Raw genomic sequence first — 17,030 nt, 5'->3', positions numbered from 1 at the left:
TTATGACTTAATATAATATCCAATATTATATTAAACAATTATAAAAATTGCAATATACCAATATGAAGATTTTGTAAATGAAAGCTGTTATTTGTGTATGTGATTAAGTATAATAGAATGTATAAATTTGAGAGAGGTATTTACATGTCAGAACGAATTAACGAGCTCGTCTCAAGACTTGAGAATTCAAGACCTGAGAATTGGGATAAGATTCCGGATATCGACCTATATATGGATCAAATCATCGGATACATGAAGAGGCAGCACATAGGGCTTGAGCGTGAAGGTGAGGAAACTCTCACGCCAGCTATGATTAACAACTACATGAAGAGTTCGCTCCTTCCGAGGGCTCATGGTAAGAAGTACGACCGTGAACATATAGGGTATCTAACAGCCATTTGCTTGTTCAAGCAGGTCATGAGCGTCAAGGAAGCTGGTCTTTTGCTCGGTTCGGAAATGGAACACATGGATGTAGAGCATTTCTACGATGAGTACTGTAGGACTATAGATGATGAATACTTGCGAGTAGCGGATAAAATTAAAGGCTGCAAAGACAAAGAAACTGCTACGAAGCTGGCGCTTGAGCTTGCTGTGGCTGGGTATGCAAATATGCTTGCTTGCAAGGAGCTCATAGCTTCTATTGCGGAGACGGACGAAGATAAATAAGAATTAATATAAATTAAGATAAGGACGAATATGGATTACTTAAAAAAAATTAGAAATTTCAGTATCATTGCTCATATAGACCATGGTAAGTCAACTCTTGCTGACAGACTAATTGAGAAGACTGGACTCGTTGCATCGAGGGATATGAAGGAGCAGTTTCTCGACAATATGGATATCGAGAGAGAGCGAGGCATCACCATCAAGCTTCAGACAACGAGGCTCTCTTACAAGGCAAAGGATGGAGAGGAGTACGTGTTAAACCTAATCGACACTCCAGGACACGTGGATTTTAACTACGAGGTATCTCGTTCCCTAGCTGCCTGCGATGGTGCCGTACTGGTAGTGGATGCTACTCAGGGCGTAGAAGCACAGACGCTCGGTAACGTTTATCTAGCTCTCGATGAAGACCTCGAGATACTCCCAGTTCTTAACAAGATGGATTTAGACAGTGCTAGACCTGAAGAGGCAAAGGCTGAAATAGAGGAGATTATCGGAATCGATGCTGAAGAGGCACCGCAGATTTCTGCTAAAACAGGTCTCGGCATAGATGACATGCTCGAGAAACTAGTTGAGGTTATTCCACCACCAGAGGGTGATCCTGATGAACGACTAAAGGGTCTAATTTTCGACTCATACTATGACAGCTATAAGGGTGTCGTTATTTATACGAGAATTTTTGACGGTAGAGTCAATAAGGGTGACTTTATCCGCATGATGAATACTGGCAAAGACTACGAAGTAACTGAGGTTGGCTATTGTATCCCGAACATGCTTCCATCCAAGGAACTCAAGGCGGGAGAGGTAGGCTACATCTGTGCAAGCATCAAGCAGGTTGCCGATGCCAGAGTCGGAGATACAATTACTCTGACTAAATTGCCGACAGAGCATCCGCTAAAGGGCTATAAGAAGGCTCAGTCAATGGTGTACTGCGGAGTATATCCAGCAGAGGGGGAGAAATACGAGAATGTAAAGGACGCCCTTGAGAAGCTACAGGTAAACGATGCGGCGTTCAATTTTGAGTCTGAAAATTCCGCTGCGCTCGGATTCGGTTATCGCTGCGGATTCCTCGGACTGCTCCACATGGACGTAATAATAGAGCGACTTGAGAGAGAGTTCGATTTAAATGTAGTCACGACGCTGCCAAGCGTTATTTATAAGGTCGTTATGAAAGATGGTTCGGAGATCATGGTTCAGAATCCTTCGAATCTGCCTGATCCAGCTGATATTCAGAGAATAGAAGAGCCAATCGTTTCGGCTGAAATCATGACGCCTAAGGACTACGTCGGAACTATCATGACGCTGTGCCAGAGTAGGCGTGGAAATATGGTGCACATGGAGTATCTGACTGAGACGAGAGTTCAGCTACACTACGAGATTCCTCTAAACGAGGTAATCTATGATTTCTTTGATGCGCTCAAATCCAAGACAAAGGGATACGCTTCGCTTGACTACGAATTTAAGGAGTACAGAGCTGCAAAGCTCGTCAAGCTAGATATACTGCTCAACAAGGAGCTCATCGACGCGTTTAGCACAATCGTTCCTGAAGAAGAAGCATATGCAAAGGGGCGTACTATCTGTGCGAAGCTCAAGAAGCTAATTCCTATGCACCAGTTTGAGGTACCAATTCAGGCGGCAATCGGGCAGAAGGTAATTGCGCGTGAGACCGTAAGAGCTTACCGTAAGGACGTAATCGCAAAGTGCTACGGTGGAGACATCTCGCGTAAGAAGAAGCTGCTTGAGAAGCAGAAGGAAGGTAAGAAACGCATGAGGCAGTTCGGAAGAGTGGAAGTGCCTCAGGAAGCGTTTACAGAGGTTCTGAAGTTCGATGACGACAAATAAGAATCCTGGTATATACGTTCATATTCCGTTCTGTGTCAGAAAGTGTAAATACTGCGCGTTCCTATCTGGGGCTTCAGACGAAGCTCTTAGAGAGCGCTACGTGAAGGCGCTGTGCGAAGAGATTCGTATTAGAACAAGACTTATGAGTGACCTTGCACATGGAGTCTTTGATACCATCTTCTTCGGTGGCGGAACTCCGTCACTACTGACGAGTGAACAGACCGCTAGAATCATCGCTGAGCTAAGGGTGAATTTTAATATAGATAGTGATGCAGAGATTACGCTTGAATCGAATCCAGCGACACTATCTATGGAAAGCCTAAAAGGATACCGAAATGCTGGAGTGAACCGTCTATCCATGGGTGTTCAGAGTATGGATAACGATATACTAAGGCGACTTGGCAGGATTCACACAGCTGGGGACGTGATAAGAGATGTACAGAATGCTAGAGAAGCAGGGTTTGATAATATTAACCTCGACCTCATTTTTGCAGTGCCAGGTAGCAGCTTGGAGACTACGCTCATGGATATAGAAGCTGTAACGGGCCTAGAGCCTGAACATATATCTTTCTATAGCTTACAGCTTGAAGAAGGTACAGCATTTTTCAAGGAGTTTGAAAGGGGCGAGTTCACCGAAGTTTCAGATGAAATCGATAGAGCGACGTATCACGCTGGAGCCAAGTTCCTCAAAGAGAAAGGATATGAGCACTATGAGATTTCTAACTTCTCTAAGCATGGCTATGAATCTAGGCACAATCTCAAGTACTGGGAGATGACTCCTTATCTGGGACTTGGTCTCGGAGCATCTTCGTTTATCGATAACAATAGGATTATGAATGTCTGCTCGCTCGATGAATATTTTGAATTCAATGGTAAAGGTCTTGCGCCTTCCGCTGAAGCACACGAGAACTCGGAGCATGACAACGTGGCGGAGGCTGTTTTTACAGGGCTTAGGAAGGTAGAAGGAATTAGATACGAGGATGTGCTGGGTAGTTATGAGGAATTCTGGGAATATTACAGCGATGTCTTTGAAGAAGCCCACGAATATGAGAGAGAAGGAAAACTCGTAATTGGTGAAGATGGCATGAGGCTTACGGACGAAGGCATAGATATAAGCAACAGTATTATGGCGCTATTTGTATAGCATAGATAGGAGGCTGTGATGGGCGAATACATCATGACACTCGACGAAGGTACGACGAGTGCGAGGTGCATAATCTACGATAGAGTGGGAAATGCGGTAAGCGTTGGGCAGAGGGAATTTAAGCAAATCTTTCCGCACGACGGCTGGGTTGAGCACGATGCTATGGAGATATATTCCACACAGATGGCGGTTGCTCAGGAGGCGCTGCTCAAGGCGAGTCTCACCTACAGAGATATCGACTGCATCGGAATCACCAACCAGCGTGAGACCACAATTGTGTGGGATAAAGAGACAGGAAGACCGATTTATAATGCGATTGTATGGCAGTGCAGGAGAACTGCTGATATCGCTGAATGGCTTAGAAATCAAGGTTACTCCGATATGATTAGAGAGAAGACAGGTCTTATCATAGATGCGTATTTCAGTGCGACTAAGCTAAAGTGGATTCTCGACCATGTAGATGGGGCGAGGGAAAAGGCTAAGCGTGGTGAGCTGCTGTTCGGAACGGTTGAGACGTGGCTAATCTGGAAGATGACTGGTGGAGTGAAGCATCTGACTGATTATTCAAATGCTGCCAGAACTATGATGTTCAATATAAGTACGCTCGACTGGGATGATGAGATACTATCTATCCTAGATATTCCGCGTGCGATGCTACCAGAACCTGTGTCATGTGCAGGTGACTTTGGAGAGACTATTTTCGAATTATTTGGCGGTAAGCTACATATCACTGGAGCTGCAGGAGATCAGCAGGCTGCACTCTTTGGTGAGGCTTGCTTTAACGAAGGTGAGATTAAGAGCACATATGGAACAGGAAACTTTTTACTTCTAAATACTGGAAATAAGCCTGTGTACAGCAGCAGCGGTCTTCTCACGACTATCGCCTGGGGGCTAAATGGAGAGGTTAAGTACGCGCTCGAAGGTTCCGTATTCGTGTGTGGTGCTGCTATTCAGTGGCTACGCGATAACCTGCAGATGATTAAGAAATCGAGCATCTCGGAAAACTTCGCTAGCAAGGTTCCTGATAGTGATGGTGTGGTAGTTGTGCCTGCATTTACAGGACTTGGAGCACCTTACTGGGAGCCAGATGCTAGGGGAGCGATTCTCGGAATCAAGCGATCCACCAAGAAGGAGCACGTGGTTAGGGCGACACTTGAGTCAATTGCTTTTCAGAGTGATGATCTGATCAAGGCGATGGAGAAGGATCTCGGAAGAAAGATTACCGACCTTAAGGTAGATGGTGGAGCCTCACTCAATAATTTCTTGATGCAAAATCAGGCAGATATCTCGGACATCCATATAGTCCGTCATAAGTCAATTGAATCGACTTCACTTGGAGCTGCATATCTAGCAGGACTTGCTTCAGGATATTATAAGTCGATTGAGGATATCATAGAGATTAAAGATATTGACAAAGAATTCTATCCAGCGATTGAAGATGAGGATAGGCAGCGTGCTAAGGCTAAATGGCATAGAGCTGTTGATGCTGTGCTTGCGCTGGCAGAGGATGAGGAATTCTAAGTCATATATGTGTCAGTAAGAACATTTGGAGCGGTGCACTGCATATGCCGATTATATCTTTATTTGTAAGTCCTGCTTTCTTCTCAGACTTACCGCACCCAGAAAGTGATAATGATAGTACTACAGCAAGTCAATCAAAAGCCTTTTTCTCATATTACTTTGTTTCTCCAAGCGTTTATCCCTTTTTGTATGGCACATTTATCCGCATTATGTCGTTGATACCGATGGAATCCTGATCAGCATTGACCTTAGAAGTCAGCCAATCTGTGAAGCCTGCTCCGATGAAGGTCGGGATATGACTCCTGTACATTCTGCCAGAATAAGCTTCATGAGGAATATTTATAAAGTGCGGTAAATTACCACTTTCATTTCTCGTCAGAATTCGTATATAGATAGGATCTGCAATTACGCATTTTGCATCCTTTAGCACCTTCTCTATGTCAGCTTCGTCGCGCACCATAACATCGCCATCTCTAAGCATATGAGCATCTACTTGAGTAGGGCAGAGTATGTGAACATCACTTAGCTTGAGGTCATGCTCCAGCGTGTAGCGAATACCAGCTGCATTAATCGCTTCTCCGATAATCCAGGTGCCACCCTTGGCTCTATCTCTAAGTGCATAGCTAGATTTCGGATGCTCGAGCGCAGGAATACTGCTTAGCTCGCCTGATGAACCAAGCGCTCTCGATTTACCATCAACGGCAGATTCTCTTATAAGCTTTTCAAGTTCATGGCAAGCAGACTTTCCCATAGGCAGTCCCAGAACTGCAGGGGTTCCGTACTTATCATGAAGTATTCTCGCACCGTCAAGTGCCATAGATGAGCAGATAACATTGACATCAGCTTTGTATGCCTTTGCCATTTCAGAAAGAGTGCAGCCCATCGTCATGCAGCAATTGACCTCGATGCCGCGGTCTTTAAAATACTCCTTTAGAGCCTCAACGTTTCCGACTATCGAGAAGTCGAGTGGAGTTACGCCGAGGAGATTTACAGATATGGAGGACGAGTCAGCTGTGTTTTGGCTGCTATCAAGGGCAGGGCAGAATTTATCTAGAAATTCACGGTAGACCATATTGCCGCCTAGCACATAAGTATCCATCGCATTAGTCGTAAATCCAAATGTCGGTATTCCAGTGCGTTTTTCGATGATGCGGGCTATTCCCTTCATGTCAGTGCTCATAAAGAGTGGAATCAGTGCAGCGGAGATAGCGATGAATTTAGGATTAGTTTCATCTGCCGCCTCAATTACGTCGCCTATGAGCTTCTCGTCGTTTCCGAGAATTACGTCATTTTCAATGAGTCCAGATATGTAAATCATGCTCTCTATATCATACCAACGCGGCTCATCGTGTGTGTTGTATGTTGAATTACAGCCGGATGCATCGTGCATTACAACGAGACCGCCCAACTCATAGAGTACGGAGCAGATGCCGAATAGGTCAGCTGAATAGGTGGATAAAACTCTTGCTACTTGTTTCATGCCGAGCACCCCCAAGCCTTAACCTGAATTATGGACTTAGTGTCTTTTTCGTTGTTAAACGCATCGATCATTTCTGCTGCGAGCTTTTTAATGGCGTCATATCCATACCAGCCGTTATTGGCTATTAGATTTACAAAGTGGTTAGTACCTGTAAAATACGCAGCCTTCTGACCTATTGCGAGCAGCTTGCCATCTGTAGCTTCATCTCTTGGATAGAAACGAGCACGAAAATCCTGAGTAGCAATTAGCGGAATATCTGGATAATTCTGCTTTAACCACTCAAGGTCTGGCTTGCTATCTGGTGTTAGAGCATCGCCATATATTTCTGTCACATTAAAACCGCGTGAGAGCAGGAGTTTTGCAAGGCTCAAGAAACGCGGTGTGCTCATGAAATCTATAGCAATCTGTGCATCTCCGATTACAGAAAGTGCATCTCCTAGGGCTTCATCAGCTTCTGCCCGAAGTGATGCAAAATCAGGAGTAGGAGCTCCAATAACCTGAGAAAGCGCACTCATATCACGGTCAATCTCATCATAGTCGTAAGTGTACGGCATATACAGGCTCTTTTGACCGAGTCTCTCCTCAAGGCACTCAGTTGACCACTTTGCAACTGGAAGGGAGTAGATATTGAGAAAACTCTCTCCCATGGCCTTGTACTCATCGTAATCATTGATTGAAGCGAGGTCGTGGGTGCGAAAACCGTTATCATGTAGTAGCTTCATATGATCGCCAGACTTATCAATCGGAAAACTATCGCCGATGAAATTAACGACCTTATCATTAAGAGGCTGTTCCTCGATGCATAGGTACATCGAGCGGCACATATCCTCTTCAGGTGTGTGGTCATTTATCTTCATGGTCGGCGTCATCTGCGAAGAGATGAAGTCGATGTCTGGAAAGCGAGCCGAAAGCTCGTCATATATATATTCGATATCCGTGGCAAGGAAGTAGTGAATGCAGCCTGTAAAAGGGAGTACACACGTAGGTTTATAATCCAGTTTATTCAGGATGTCGGTAACACCCTCGATAAAAAGTTCTTCCATGTTACCACTCAAAATATCCTTCTCCTCAATGAGCACCATCGAAAATCTATCAAGTCCCTCATACTCGGCAGCTGAGAGAACTACGCCGCGCAGACAGGCTGACGCTCCGATGTATATCATGTGCGAGCCAGGAATAATCATCGGTGTATGCGCGATAGTCCAGCCACCGCGAGAAGGACATGAGTATTCAAGTTTGCGCGGAAAAGGAGCAAGGGTATCGAGGTCCCCAAGCTTCACCTTCGCTTTATTAATATCGGGTTTGTGTAAATCAATCAGCATATTAGTCCCTGTTTATAATCTCCATCGCTATCTTCATATATACGTCAACCATCGGGTCATCCGGAAAAGCTTCGGTAACTGTGAGAGCATCGTCAGACGCTCTTTTTACCACCATGCTGTGCTCGATAGTTCCGACTATCGGACATTCGAGGTCTTCGCTAAGGGTCTGAAGCTTCTCGTCTTCACCATTAACATTGCGCTTGTTAGCAATTATTCCAGATAGCCCGTTGTGACCTCGGCGTTTAAAATTCTCCATCGCTAGACCGAGATTCATCGCCGCATATATCGCCATCTGTTCCCCGGATGAAATCACGTATACGTTGTCAGCATAGTTTTTTCTTAATGGCATGGAGAAACCGCCACATACTACGTCTCCGAGCACATCGTAGAAGACGACATCGGGATGGAGCACTTCTTCGAAATTCTTTTGCTTGAGCAGATCCAGCGCCTTAGCAACGCCTCGTCCAGCGCAGCCAATGCCAGGAGTTGGACCGCCAGCTTCCACGCAGATAACACCGTTATAGCCGATGGTATACATATCTTCAAGCTGAATGTCCTTGATTTTATCCCTGTAAGTATCGAGAACTGGAGTGAGCTCCATACCTTGACGAAGACTAATCGTGGAATCAGCCTTTGGATCGCAACCAATCTGCATGACCGTATAGCCTTTTCCAGCGAGTGCTGCAGACATATTAGAGACGGTAGTGGATTTTCCAATTCCGCCTTTACCGTATATTGCAATTCTTTTCATTGAGAAATACTTCCTAAAAAATAAATTTCACCTCACCAATTTACACCTTTTTGTTAGGTATAAAGAGAGAAAATGTATTTAAAATATTTTATCAGTCACTCAAAAAAATGTAAACGATTGTGATTAAAATACCTTTTATTGCGTACAATCTGTTACGATAGTATAATTTTAATTAATTAAATGAAGACCAACCACAAGGTGTCCCGAGTGGTATGAATTTGTTTTCGGAGACTTCTACCTGTGTGGTTTGAAGTCTTTTTGTGTAGGGGGATAAATGATTAAGGTAGCAATATATGGTAAAGGTGGTATCGGAAAATCGACAGTGACTGCGAATCTCGCAGCAGCCTTTGCAGTTAAGGGATATAAGGTGGTTCAGATTGGATGTGATCCAAAGGCTGATTCGACGATCAACCTTCTCGGTGGCAATCCGCTGATTCCGGTTATGAACTTCATGAGGGATAACGACGATGAACCGACTATTGACGAGATGGTTAAAACTGGATTTGGAGGAGTTGAATGTATCGAGACTGGGGGACCTACACCGGGCATCGGATGTGCGGGTAGAGGTATCATCTCAACTTTTAATCTAATAGATGATCTAGATGTTTTTGGCAGATTCAATCCTGATGTAGTCCTTTATGACGTGCTCGGGGACGTAGTCTGTGGAGGGTTTGCTGCGCCTATCAGAGAAGGCTTTGCAGAGGATATACTCATCGTAACTTCGGGTGAAAAGATGGCTCTCTATGCGGCAAATAATATTAAGACGGCTGTAGATAATTTTGCGGACCGCGGTTATGCCAAGGTAAAGGGAGTGGTCCTCAATCATCGCAACGTCGAGAATGAGACGGAGAAGGTGCAGGCATTTGCAGATGATGCTGGAATACCAATCGTAGGAGAGATCCCTCGCAGTCAGGAAATCATCGACTGGGAGGATCAGGGTAAGACCGTAATCGAGGGTAATCCTGAGTCGGATATCGCAAAGAGGTTCTTTGCACTGGCAGACTACCTGATCAAGGAGAATTCGTAATGGCGAGAGACACTTATTTCACGACAATAGGAGCGCTCGCTGAGGCTGGCAGTATTCCGACCGAGCTAGTGAGCAACGAGCATCTCGTGTATAGCTCACCGGCGACCTTGATGTACAACTCACCAGGTGCACAGGGATTTGGCGTTAAGAGAGCAGGAGTAGTCATACCGGAATCGGTAATGCTCGTGGTTGCGCCAGCTTGCTGTGGCCGTAATACCACGATTTTGGCGGACGAAGGCGGATATAGCGAGAGGATGTTTTTCCTTCAGATGAGTGAAAATGACCTCGTCACAGGCAGACATCTATCCGATATACCGCAGGCTATCGAGGAGATTTATGAAGTCTGTGAAGTGAAGCCTAAGGTTGTGGTTATTTGCATCACATGCGTCGATGCGCTTCTCGGAACTGACCTAGAGCGTGTCTGTAGAAAGGCAGAGGAGCGCACGGGAATTCACGTCGTTCCTACATATATGTATGCGCTTATGCGCGAGGGCAAGAACTCACCGATGGTAGCTGTAAGAGAAGCGATTTACTCGCTGCTTGAGAAGAGAAAGCCGACAGGCGGGACCGTTAATTTGCTCGGTAATTTTACACATCTAGAGGACGATTCAGACCTTTATGACATCCTCGGTCAGATGGGAATCAAGACCATACACGAGGTAGGGAGAAAAGAAACCCTCGAAGAATACATGGATATGGGCGGAGCAGATTTCAATATCATACTTCATCCAGAGGCTAGAAAGGCAGCATTCACACTTGAGTCAAAGCTCGGAATCCCTTACGTGGAGCTGACTAGAGTATATGAAATAGATAGAATCAAGCGTCAATATGCGTTGTTCGCTTCGGCTCTCGGAGTAGAAATTGATGATTCGGAATACTTCTGTGAGGCTAGCGATGCGTGCCTAAGACTTCAGCAGCTGTGTGAAGGAAAGACATTTGCAATAGGACAGGTTGTAAATGGAAACTCAATTGAGATGGCGCTAGCGCTCGAGAAGCTGGGACTACGCGTTAAGTCGGCGTTTGCGAATATAAGCGAAGATGACTTTCCTTTTATCAGAGAACTAGCTAGTTACAACCCAGACCTCAAGGTGTACTCGACTATGTCACCGACAATGATGAACTACGATGGTTCGGAAAAGGTTGATATTTCAATCGGTATAGATGCACAGTTCTACTATCCAGAGTCGATAAATGTGCACTGGAATAACGAAATCCAGCCGTTTGGATACAAGGGACTTGTACACTTTGTAGAGGCTATAGAGAGGAGGCTCGCTGATGAAAGGGCTTAGAAAGTATCTATCGCCATTTACGCCAGACCAGTCTGGTGCGGTCTCTGTGCTGTTTCACTACGGCGGTATGCTGATAATCATGGATGCTGGTGGCTGCGTTGGAAATATCTGCGGATACGATGAGCCGCGTTGGGATAAGAAAAAGAGCGCGATATTTAGCGCAGCTCTTCGTGATCTAGATGCGATTCTCGGCCGTGACAAGCTTCTCATTCAGAAGACAAAGGAAGCACTCGGAGACATAGACGCTAAATTCGTCGGCCTAATCGGGACACCTGTACCAGCCGTTATCGCTACTGACTATAGAGCGCTAAAGCGCCTAATGGAGACTGACTACGAGGTGCCAGTTGTACCTGTTGAAACTAATGGAATCGACATGTATGACGAAGGTGTTAGCAGGGCGTTTCTACAGATACTCAAGAACTACTTGCATGAAGAGGGCGGCTCAGGAGCGAGATTTATCGCAAATGGCAGTCTTGAGCAAAAAGCAATTAGCTTGGAAGATCTAGAAAAGCTAGGAAAACTGGGCAAGCTAGGTGATTTAGGTAAGATTGATAAGAGTAATGCTTCCGAAAGAGTTGGAGTACTAGGCTTTACGCCGCTCGACACCCCTGGAAGCGGCGACTACGAAGATATGGTGACTGCACTTAGCGAGCAGGGCGTGGATAACCCAGTTATCTATGGCATGAATGATACGCTAGAAGATGTGGCTGCTGCTGCACATGTGGATAGAAATATCGTCGTATCTCCTGGCGGTGTAAAGCCCGCGAGATGGTTATCGGACAAGTATGGCGTACCATATGAGATATGTTATCCTCTGCCGCAGGATTGTGCGGATGAGTTCTCTCGCAAGGTCATGGGGCACGAGCCTCGGAAGGTGCTGATAGTGCATCAGCAGGTTTTTGCAAATTCGCTTAGAGACGTGCTTATAGGTGCTTCCGAGGATAAGCCACTAGAGCGCATAGATGTTGCGAGCTGGTTCATGATGAGCAAAGAGGTTCGTCAGGAGCATGATGCTAAGTTAAATGAAGAGGATGAGCTCATGAAGCTCGTAGATGCAGAAGGGTACGATATGGTGATGGGTGATCCGCTAATCAAGAGGGCGCTTCCTGGATGGAAGGGTACTTTCCTCAGTCTTCCTCATTTCGCAATCTCGGCTTCTCTGTACTCATCGAGCTCAGATGAAGAATACTGGCAGAAAGCCGGAGATGTAGTGAAATAGATAGATATTGGTGATTGCAATTGGTATGTAGATTAATTAGGATTTATGGAATAGTTCAGGGCGTTGGCTTTAGACCCTTTGTGAGCAGACTTGCGGATAGATATGGCATATCTGGAAGTGTCTGTAACAAGGGCTCTTACGTTGAGATAATCGCAAGAGCAGATGAGTCCGTAATAGGCGATTTTGTACATGCCATAGAAGCAGAAGCGCCAGAGCGGTCTGCAATCGTCAAGGTTAAGGTTATGGATTATCCTCTGGATATAGAAGCTCCATCAGGTTTCGAGATTGTAGATAGCAAGCATGAGGATGGGCAGATATTCGTATCGCCTGACATAGCAACTTGCCCGGATTGCGCAAGGGAGCTGTTTGATAAGAATAACAGGAGGTATCTCCATCCGTTTATAAACTGTACTCAGTGCGGTCCGCGTTTAACTATTCTCGACTCGATGCCATACGACCGAGAGAAAACCAGCATGGCTGGTTTTCCGATGTGCGAGGCCTGCAGTGATGAATATACCGATATGGATTCGAGACGCTACCATGCTCAGCCTGTATGCTGTAACGACTGCGGGCCGGAGCTCTACACCCTCGTGGGCGAAGCATCTGATACTGGGCGCCACGAGGGTGTATATGGCGCGGCGGCGCTTCTTGAAACTAGGGCTGTAATCAGGAATGGCGGCATAGCCGCCATCAAGGGGATCGGTGGTTTCCACCTCTGCTGCGACGCCGCGAACGAAGCAGCGGTCCAGCGCCTCAGACAGCTGAAGGCGCGCCCGATGAAGCCGTTTGCAGTGATGATGCGGGATCTCGAAGTGGTCGGGCGCGAATGCAGGCTGGAGCCAGAGATGGAGCCTCTGCTTACCGGCCCGCAGAAGCCGATAATACTGATTCCTAGACGTCACGATTCAGCTGAGTCGGCAGAGCTTGATTCCAATATACAGGAAGAAATTAAGACCAACAGCCAGATACGGCATAGATTAAGAATCGCAGCATCCGTAGCACCTAACAATCCAAATTTAGGGGTGATGCTGCCATATACACCAGTTCATATGCTCCTCTTCGATTATCCTGATGATGAGCCAATATCTGATGTGCTGGTTATGACTAGCGGAAATCCATCTGGAGCTCCGATATGCATGAACGATGAGGAAGCGCTTAAGTATCTATCGCCGATGTGCGATATCATACTTTCTAACTCTAGGGACATACGGATAAGAGCGGATGATACGGTTATGGCATTTTACAGAAGCAAGCCTTATATGATCAGAAGGTCTAGAGGGTATTCTCCGCTTCCAATAGTAGCGAAGAGTGAAAGCCCCCATGCGGTGCTCGGAATAGGTGGAGAGTTAAAGAATGCATTTTGCCTAGGAGATAAGGGGCTTTTTTATCCATCACCATACATAGGCGATATGGCGGATATGAGAAGTGTGAGAGCACTTGAAGCAGCGACAACTCGTATGGAAAGGCTACTAGAGATTCATCCAGATATAATAGTGGGAGATATGCACCCAGGCTATAACACGAGTGAGATGGCTAGGGTGATTGCAGAGAGAGAAGGTGTTCCAGTTATGGAAGTGCAGCATCATCATGCACACATGGTATCGTGCATGGCAGAGAACGAATACGATGGAACAGCTCTGGGAGTGACTTTTGACGGAACTGGATACGGTCCAGATGGGACTATCTGGGGCGGCGAATTCTTGCTTGGCGATGAGAAAGGCTACGAGCGTGTCGGCAGTATAGCGCCGTTTATACATGCTGGCGGAGATATCGCCTCTAGGGAGGGATGGCGAATCGCATACTCCATGATTAGCACAGCGCTCGGAAGCGAGGCGGCCAACCGCATAGGAGAGACACTCGGACTCGGAGACGAGAAGGGCAGGCAGAGCATCGACTTCATGCTCGGAAATAATATAAATACAGTGAAGTCAACAAGCGCAGGCCGCCTCTTTGACGCAGTAAGCGCAGTGCTCGGCATAAAGTCAGCCAGCACCTTCGAAGGCGAGGCCTCGATGGCGCTCCAGTTTGCAGCTGAACGCGCCGAAGCACAAGGAATAAGCCTAGCGCCTTACGAGGGCAGGCTGATGAATATCGACGAAGAGCAGTTCGAACTGTGCACAGACACCTTGCTCATGGAACTAGCTGCAAGGAGTCTGGCAGATCAAGATACTGACCAGCTGGCATACTTCTTCCATAAAGCGCTGGCAGACATGATCGTAATCGCGTGCTGCTACCAGCGTACAAGGTGTGAAGTGAACGTTGTTGCCCTATCAGGCGGAGTATTCCAAAACCTACTACTTCTAAAGCTAGTGGATGATGGACTTGAACGAGAAGGCTTCAAAGTGCTGAAGCACGGAGTCGTACCGACAAACGACGGCGGCATAGCAATCGGCCAGGCGGCTGCAGGAATAGCAGCGCTTGAAGCGAAGAACAATAAATAGTACATCAATATTACTGTACATGGGTATAAAATACATAGAGATTAGAAAATGACGGAGGTGCACATATGTGCGTGGGATTGAGAGCAAAGGTTGCTAATATAGAGAATAATATGGCTGTCATCGATGCTGGCGGCGTTAAGAGAAAGGTTTCTGCGGAGCTGATTTCAGACCTCGCTCCTGGAGATTATGTGATGGTGCACGCAGGTCTTGCTATTGCAAGGGTTGCAGCAGATGAAGAGGAAGAGGCAGATAAGGTCATGGAGGAGCTAAATGACAATTAACGAGAGTACAAAAAAAGCTCGCGACATTGTCACTTCCTACGACGGCCCGAAGCTGCGAATTATGGAAGTCTGTGGAACTCATACGCATGAGATTTTTAGACTTGGAATAAGGAGACTTCTGCCTGATAACATCGAACTTATCTCGGGTCCAGGATGTCCTGTCTGCGTAACACCGGTTTCTTACATCGATGAAGCGGTGATGCTTGCACTGGATAAGCAGGCAACTATCACGACTTTTGGAGACTTAATCAGAGTTCCGGGAACGGAGATGAGCCTTGCTGGAGCTCGCAGCAAGGGTGCGAAGGTCAATGTTGTATACTCACCGCTCGACTCGCTCGAGTATGCCAAGGAGCATCCGGACGAGCAGGTCGTATTTCTGGCGGTCGGATTTGAAACGACAACACCGGGAAGCGTTATGGCGGTGCGTGAAGCGAAGGCACAGGGCATCAAGAATTTCTCGATATTGACTGCTAACAAGACGATGTATAACGCTTATCTTGCGCTCAAGGGCAGTGTAGATGCTTTCCTGTATCCAGGTCACGTGAGCACGATGACTGGTATGGAGGAATACTACAAACTCCGCGATGAACACGGAATATCCGGAGTAGTCGCCGGTTTCTCGGGATCCGAGATACTGACGGCACTTGCGGTGATCATCAAGAAGGTGGCGGAGAAAAAGCCTTTTGCAGTAAATTGCTACCCAGCAGTAGTAACTGAAGAAGGTAGCCCTGCGGCTAGAAAGCTTGTCGAGACAGTGATGGAGCCTTGCGATGCAGAATGGCGTGGACTCGGTGTAATAGAGAAATCGGGTGTCGAACTAAAGCCAAAGTATCGTGATTACGATGCGAGGTTCAAGTTTGACCTTCCGGATATAGAAGGTAAGCCAAACCCGGCATGTAGATGCGGAGATGTGCTTCTCGGCAAATGCAAGCCTTACGACTGCAAGGTGTTCGGTAAGGGCTGTACACCGGAACATCCGATAGGTGCATGCATGGTTTCTGGTGAAGGCGCATGTTCGGCATTTTACAAATACGGAGGCGACATATGGAACAAACAATAACCCTCGCGCACGGTGCGGGTGGAAAGCAGACGAATGACCTGATCGGTGGGATTTTCAAGAAATATTTCGACAACAAATACCTAACAGCGGACGATGCAGCCGTGGTGCCACCTCCAGCTGGGAGGATGGCGATGTCCACGGACGGGTTTATCGTATCGCCTGCAGAATTCCCTGGCGGTAACATCGGAAAGCTCTCGATATGCGGCACGGTAAATGACCTCGCGTGCATGGGCGCAAAGCCACTCTATATCTCTTGTGCGTTTGTAATAGAGGAAGGCTTCCCAGTTGTGAAGCTGGACCGCATCGCTAAGGCGATGGCTGAGACGGCTCATGAGGTAGGTGTTTCAATCGTATCTGGCGATACCAAGGTTGCTGGCAAAGGGCAGGTGGATGGAGTATTTATCACGACTACTGGCGTAGGCGAGATACTGGAAGGCGTTAATCCAGCTGGTGCAAATGCTGAACCTGGTGACAAGATCATCGTGACTGGAGACGTTGGCCGTCACGGCTGTACGATTCTGCTCGAGAGGGACAGATTCGGCATGGAGGCGAATGTGACGAGTGATTGTGCGCCACTCTGGAATGCTGTAAATGCTGCACTTGAAGCTGATCCAGACATCCACGTTATAAGGGATGCGACGCGCGGCGGAGTTGGGACTGTACTCTATGAGATTGCTGACCAGAGTGATGTCGGAATCAAGCTCGATACTGAGTCAATTCCTGTGAATCCTGAAGTCGCTGGTGTCACGGGCATGCTCGGGCTAGAGCCACTTTATCTCGCTTGCGAAGGCAGACTGGTTATGTTCGTCCCTGCAAAATCCGCTGACGCTGTACTCGCGGCACTGCACAGCTCCGAGCATACAGAGGGTGCGGTGGTAATAGGCGAGGTGACTAAAGAGATGCCTGGTCACGTTGTGATGACCACGGAAATAGGCACTGAAACGCTGCTACCACCTCCAAGCGGAGAGCTGCTGCCGAGGATTTGCTAGC

14 protein-coding genes are annotated in these 17,030 nt (G+C 46.9%); 11 read left to right on the top strand and 3 right to left on the bottom strand.

Annotated features, from left to right (window positions below):
* Window positions 1-144: 144 nt before the first annotated feature.
* Genes QU661_RS06035 through glpK form a run of 4 tightly spaced genes read left to right on the top strand, consistent with a single transcriptional unit; the run spans window position 145 to window position 5,170 of the window.
* Window positions 145-666, top strand: coding sequence for a DUF1836 domain-containing protein (locus QU661_RS06035; protein ID WP_304989356.1), 522 nt, complete (start codon window positions 145-147; stop codon window positions 664-666).
* 30 nt (window positions 667-696) lie between these two features.
* Window positions 697-2,505, top strand: coding sequence for a translation elongation factor 4 (gene lepA, locus QU661_RS06030; protein ID WP_304989355.1), 1,809 nt, complete (start codon window positions 697-699; stop codon window positions 2,503-2,505).
* On the top strand, window positions 2,492-3,649 hold the full coding sequence (gene hemW, locus QU661_RS06025) for a radical SAM family heme chaperone HemW (RefSeq protein ID WP_304989354.1): 1,158 nt from the start codon (window positions 2,492-2,494) through the stop codon (window positions 3,647-3,649). Before lepA ends, hemW begins: the two co-directional genes overlap by 14 nt.
* 18 nt (window positions 3,650-3,667) lie before the next feature.
* Window positions 3,668-5,170 (top strand): glycerol kinase GlpK, encoded by a 1,503-nt coding sequence (gene glpK, locus QU661_RS06020; RefSeq protein ID WP_304989353.1) that lies wholly within the window; start codon window positions 3,668-3,670, stop codon window positions 5,168-5,170.
* Window positions 5,171-5,345: 175 nt separating this feature from the next.
* On the opposite strand, the gene QU661_RS06015 is transcribed toward glpK, so the two are convergent.
* The 3 genes from QU661_RS06015 to QU661_RS06005 are packed head-to-tail and all read right to left on the bottom strand — an operon-like array spanning window position 5,346 to window position 8,723.
* Window positions 5,346-6,650, bottom strand: coding sequence for a nitrogenase component 1 (locus QU661_RS06015; RefSeq protein WP_304989352.1), 1,305 nt, complete (start codon window positions 6,648-6,650; stop codon window positions 5,346-5,348).
* Window positions 6,647-7,972 carry a nitrogenase component 1 gene (locus QU661_RS06010; RefSeq protein ID WP_304989351.1) on the bottom strand — a complete coding sequence of 442 codons (1,326 nt, stop codon included), beginning with the start codon at window positions 7,970-7,972 and terminating at the stop codon, window positions 6,647-6,649. Before QU661_RS06010 ends, QU661_RS06015 begins: the two co-directional genes overlap by 4 nt.
* A gap of 1 nt (window position 7,973) precedes the next feature.
* Complete coding sequence (locus QU661_RS06005; protein WP_304989350.1) at window positions 7,974-8,723, bottom strand: nucleotide-binding protein; 750 nt, start codon at window positions 8,721-8,723, stop codon at window positions 7,974-7,976.
* A gap of 274 nt (window positions 8,724-8,997) precedes the next feature.
* Here QU661_RS06005 and QU661_RS06000 point away from each other — a divergent pair, with 274 nt between their 5' ends.
* From QU661_RS06000 to hypE, 7 genes are all read left to right on the top strand, one after another.
* Entirely contained in the window at window positions 8,998-9,750 is a 753-nt protein-coding gene (locus QU661_RS06000) for a nitrogenase iron protein NifH (RefSeq protein WP_304989349.1), read from the top strand.
* Window positions 9,750-11,039 (top strand): nitrogenase component 1, encoded by a 1,290-nt coding sequence (locus QU661_RS05995; protein ID WP_304989348.1) that lies wholly within the window; start codon window positions 9,750-9,752, stop codon window positions 11,037-11,039. The genes QU661_RS06000 and QU661_RS05995 overlap by 1 nt, the downstream gene beginning before the upstream one ends.
* Window positions 11,026-12,258 (top strand): nitrogenase component 1, encoded by a 1,233-nt coding sequence (locus QU661_RS05990; protein ID WP_304989347.1) that lies wholly within the window; start codon window positions 11,026-11,028, stop codon window positions 12,256-12,258. Before QU661_RS05995 ends, QU661_RS05990 begins: the two co-directional genes overlap by 14 nt.
* Window positions 12,259-12,278: 20 nt before the next feature.
* A complete protein-coding gene (locus tag QU661_RS05985) occupies window positions 12,279-14,699 on the top strand; it encodes a carbamoyltransferase HypF (protein ID WP_304989346.1) in 2,421 nt (806 codons plus the stop codon).
* A gap of 65 nt (window positions 14,700-14,764) precedes the next feature.
* Window positions 14,765-14,980, top strand: a complete 216-nt coding sequence (locus QU661_RS05980; protein WP_304989345.1) for a HypC/HybG/HupF family hydrogenase formation chaperone — start codon at window positions 14,765-14,767, stop codon at window positions 14,978-14,980.
* Window positions 14,970-16,040: a hydrogenase formation protein HypD gene (gene hypD / locus QU661_RS05975; protein ID WP_330692430.1), complete on the top strand. Its 1,071-nt coding sequence runs from the start codon at window positions 14,970-14,972 to the stop codon at window positions 16,038-16,040. The genes QU661_RS05980 and hypD overlap by 11 nt, the downstream gene beginning before the upstream one ends.
* Entirely contained in the window at window positions 16,025-17,029 is a 1,005-nt protein-coding gene (gene hypE / locus QU661_RS05970; RefSeq protein ID WP_304989344.1) for a hydrogenase expression/formation protein HypE, read from the top strand. The genes hypD and hypE overlap by 16 nt, the downstream gene beginning before the upstream one ends.
* Window position 17,030: the final 1 nt, after the last annotated feature.

Source organism: Mogibacterium neglectum, from assembly GCF_030644205.1.
Lineage (GTDB): Bacteria > Bacillota > Clostridia > Peptostreptococcales > Anaerovoracaceae > Mogibacterium > Mogibacterium neglectum.
This window is presented reverse-complemented; position numbering and strand designations above follow the sequence as displayed.

Bases quoted from the DNA above. Each gene is read 5' to 3' on its own strand.
- QU661_RS06035 (WP_304989356.1), top strand. From the start codon at position 145: ATGTCAGAACGAATTAACGAGCTCGTCTCAAGACTTGAGAATTCAAGA.
- lepA (WP_304989355.1), top strand. From the start codon at position 697: ATGGATTACTTAAAAAAAATTAGAAATTTCAGTATCATTGCTCATATA.
- hemW (WP_304989354.1), top strand. From the start codon at position 2,492: ATGACGACAAATAAGAATCCTGGTATATACGTTCATATTCCGTTCTGT.
- glpK (WP_304989353.1), top strand. From the start codon at position 3,668: ATGGGCGAATACATCATGACACTCGACGAAGGTACGACGAGTGCGAGG.
- QU661_RS06015 (WP_304989352.1), bottom strand. From the start codon at position 6,650: ATGAAACAAGTAGCAAGAGTTTTATCCACCTATTCAGCTGACCTATTC.
- QU661_RS06010 (WP_304989351.1), bottom strand. From the start codon at position 7,972: ATGCTGATTGATTTACACAAACCCGATATTAATAAAGCGAAGGTGAAG.
- QU661_RS06005 (WP_304989350.1), bottom strand. From the start codon at position 8,723: ATGAAAAGAATTGCAATATACGGTAAAGGCGGAATTGGAAAATCCACT.
- QU661_RS06000 (WP_304989349.1), top strand. From the start codon at position 8,998: ATGATTAAGGTAGCAATATATGGTAAAGGTGGTATCGGAAAATCGACA.
- QU661_RS05995 (WP_304989348.1), top strand. From the start codon at position 9,750: ATGGCGAGAGACACTTATTTCACGACAATAGGAGCGCTCGCTGAGGCT.
- QU661_RS05990 (WP_304989347.1), top strand. From the start codon at position 11,026: ATGAAAGGGCTTAGAAAGTATCTATCGCCATTTACGCCAGACCAGTCT.
- QU661_RS05980 (WP_304989345.1), top strand. From the start codon at position 14,765: ATGTGCGTGGGATTGAGAGCAAAGGTTGCTAATATAGAGAATAATATG.
- hypD (WP_330692430.1), top strand. From the start codon at position 14,970: ATGACAATTAACGAGAGTACAAAAAAAGCTCGCGACATTGTCACTTCC.
- hypE (WP_304989344.1), top strand. From the start codon at position 16,025: ATGGAACAAACAATAACCCTCGCGCACGGTGCGGGTGGAAAGCAGACG.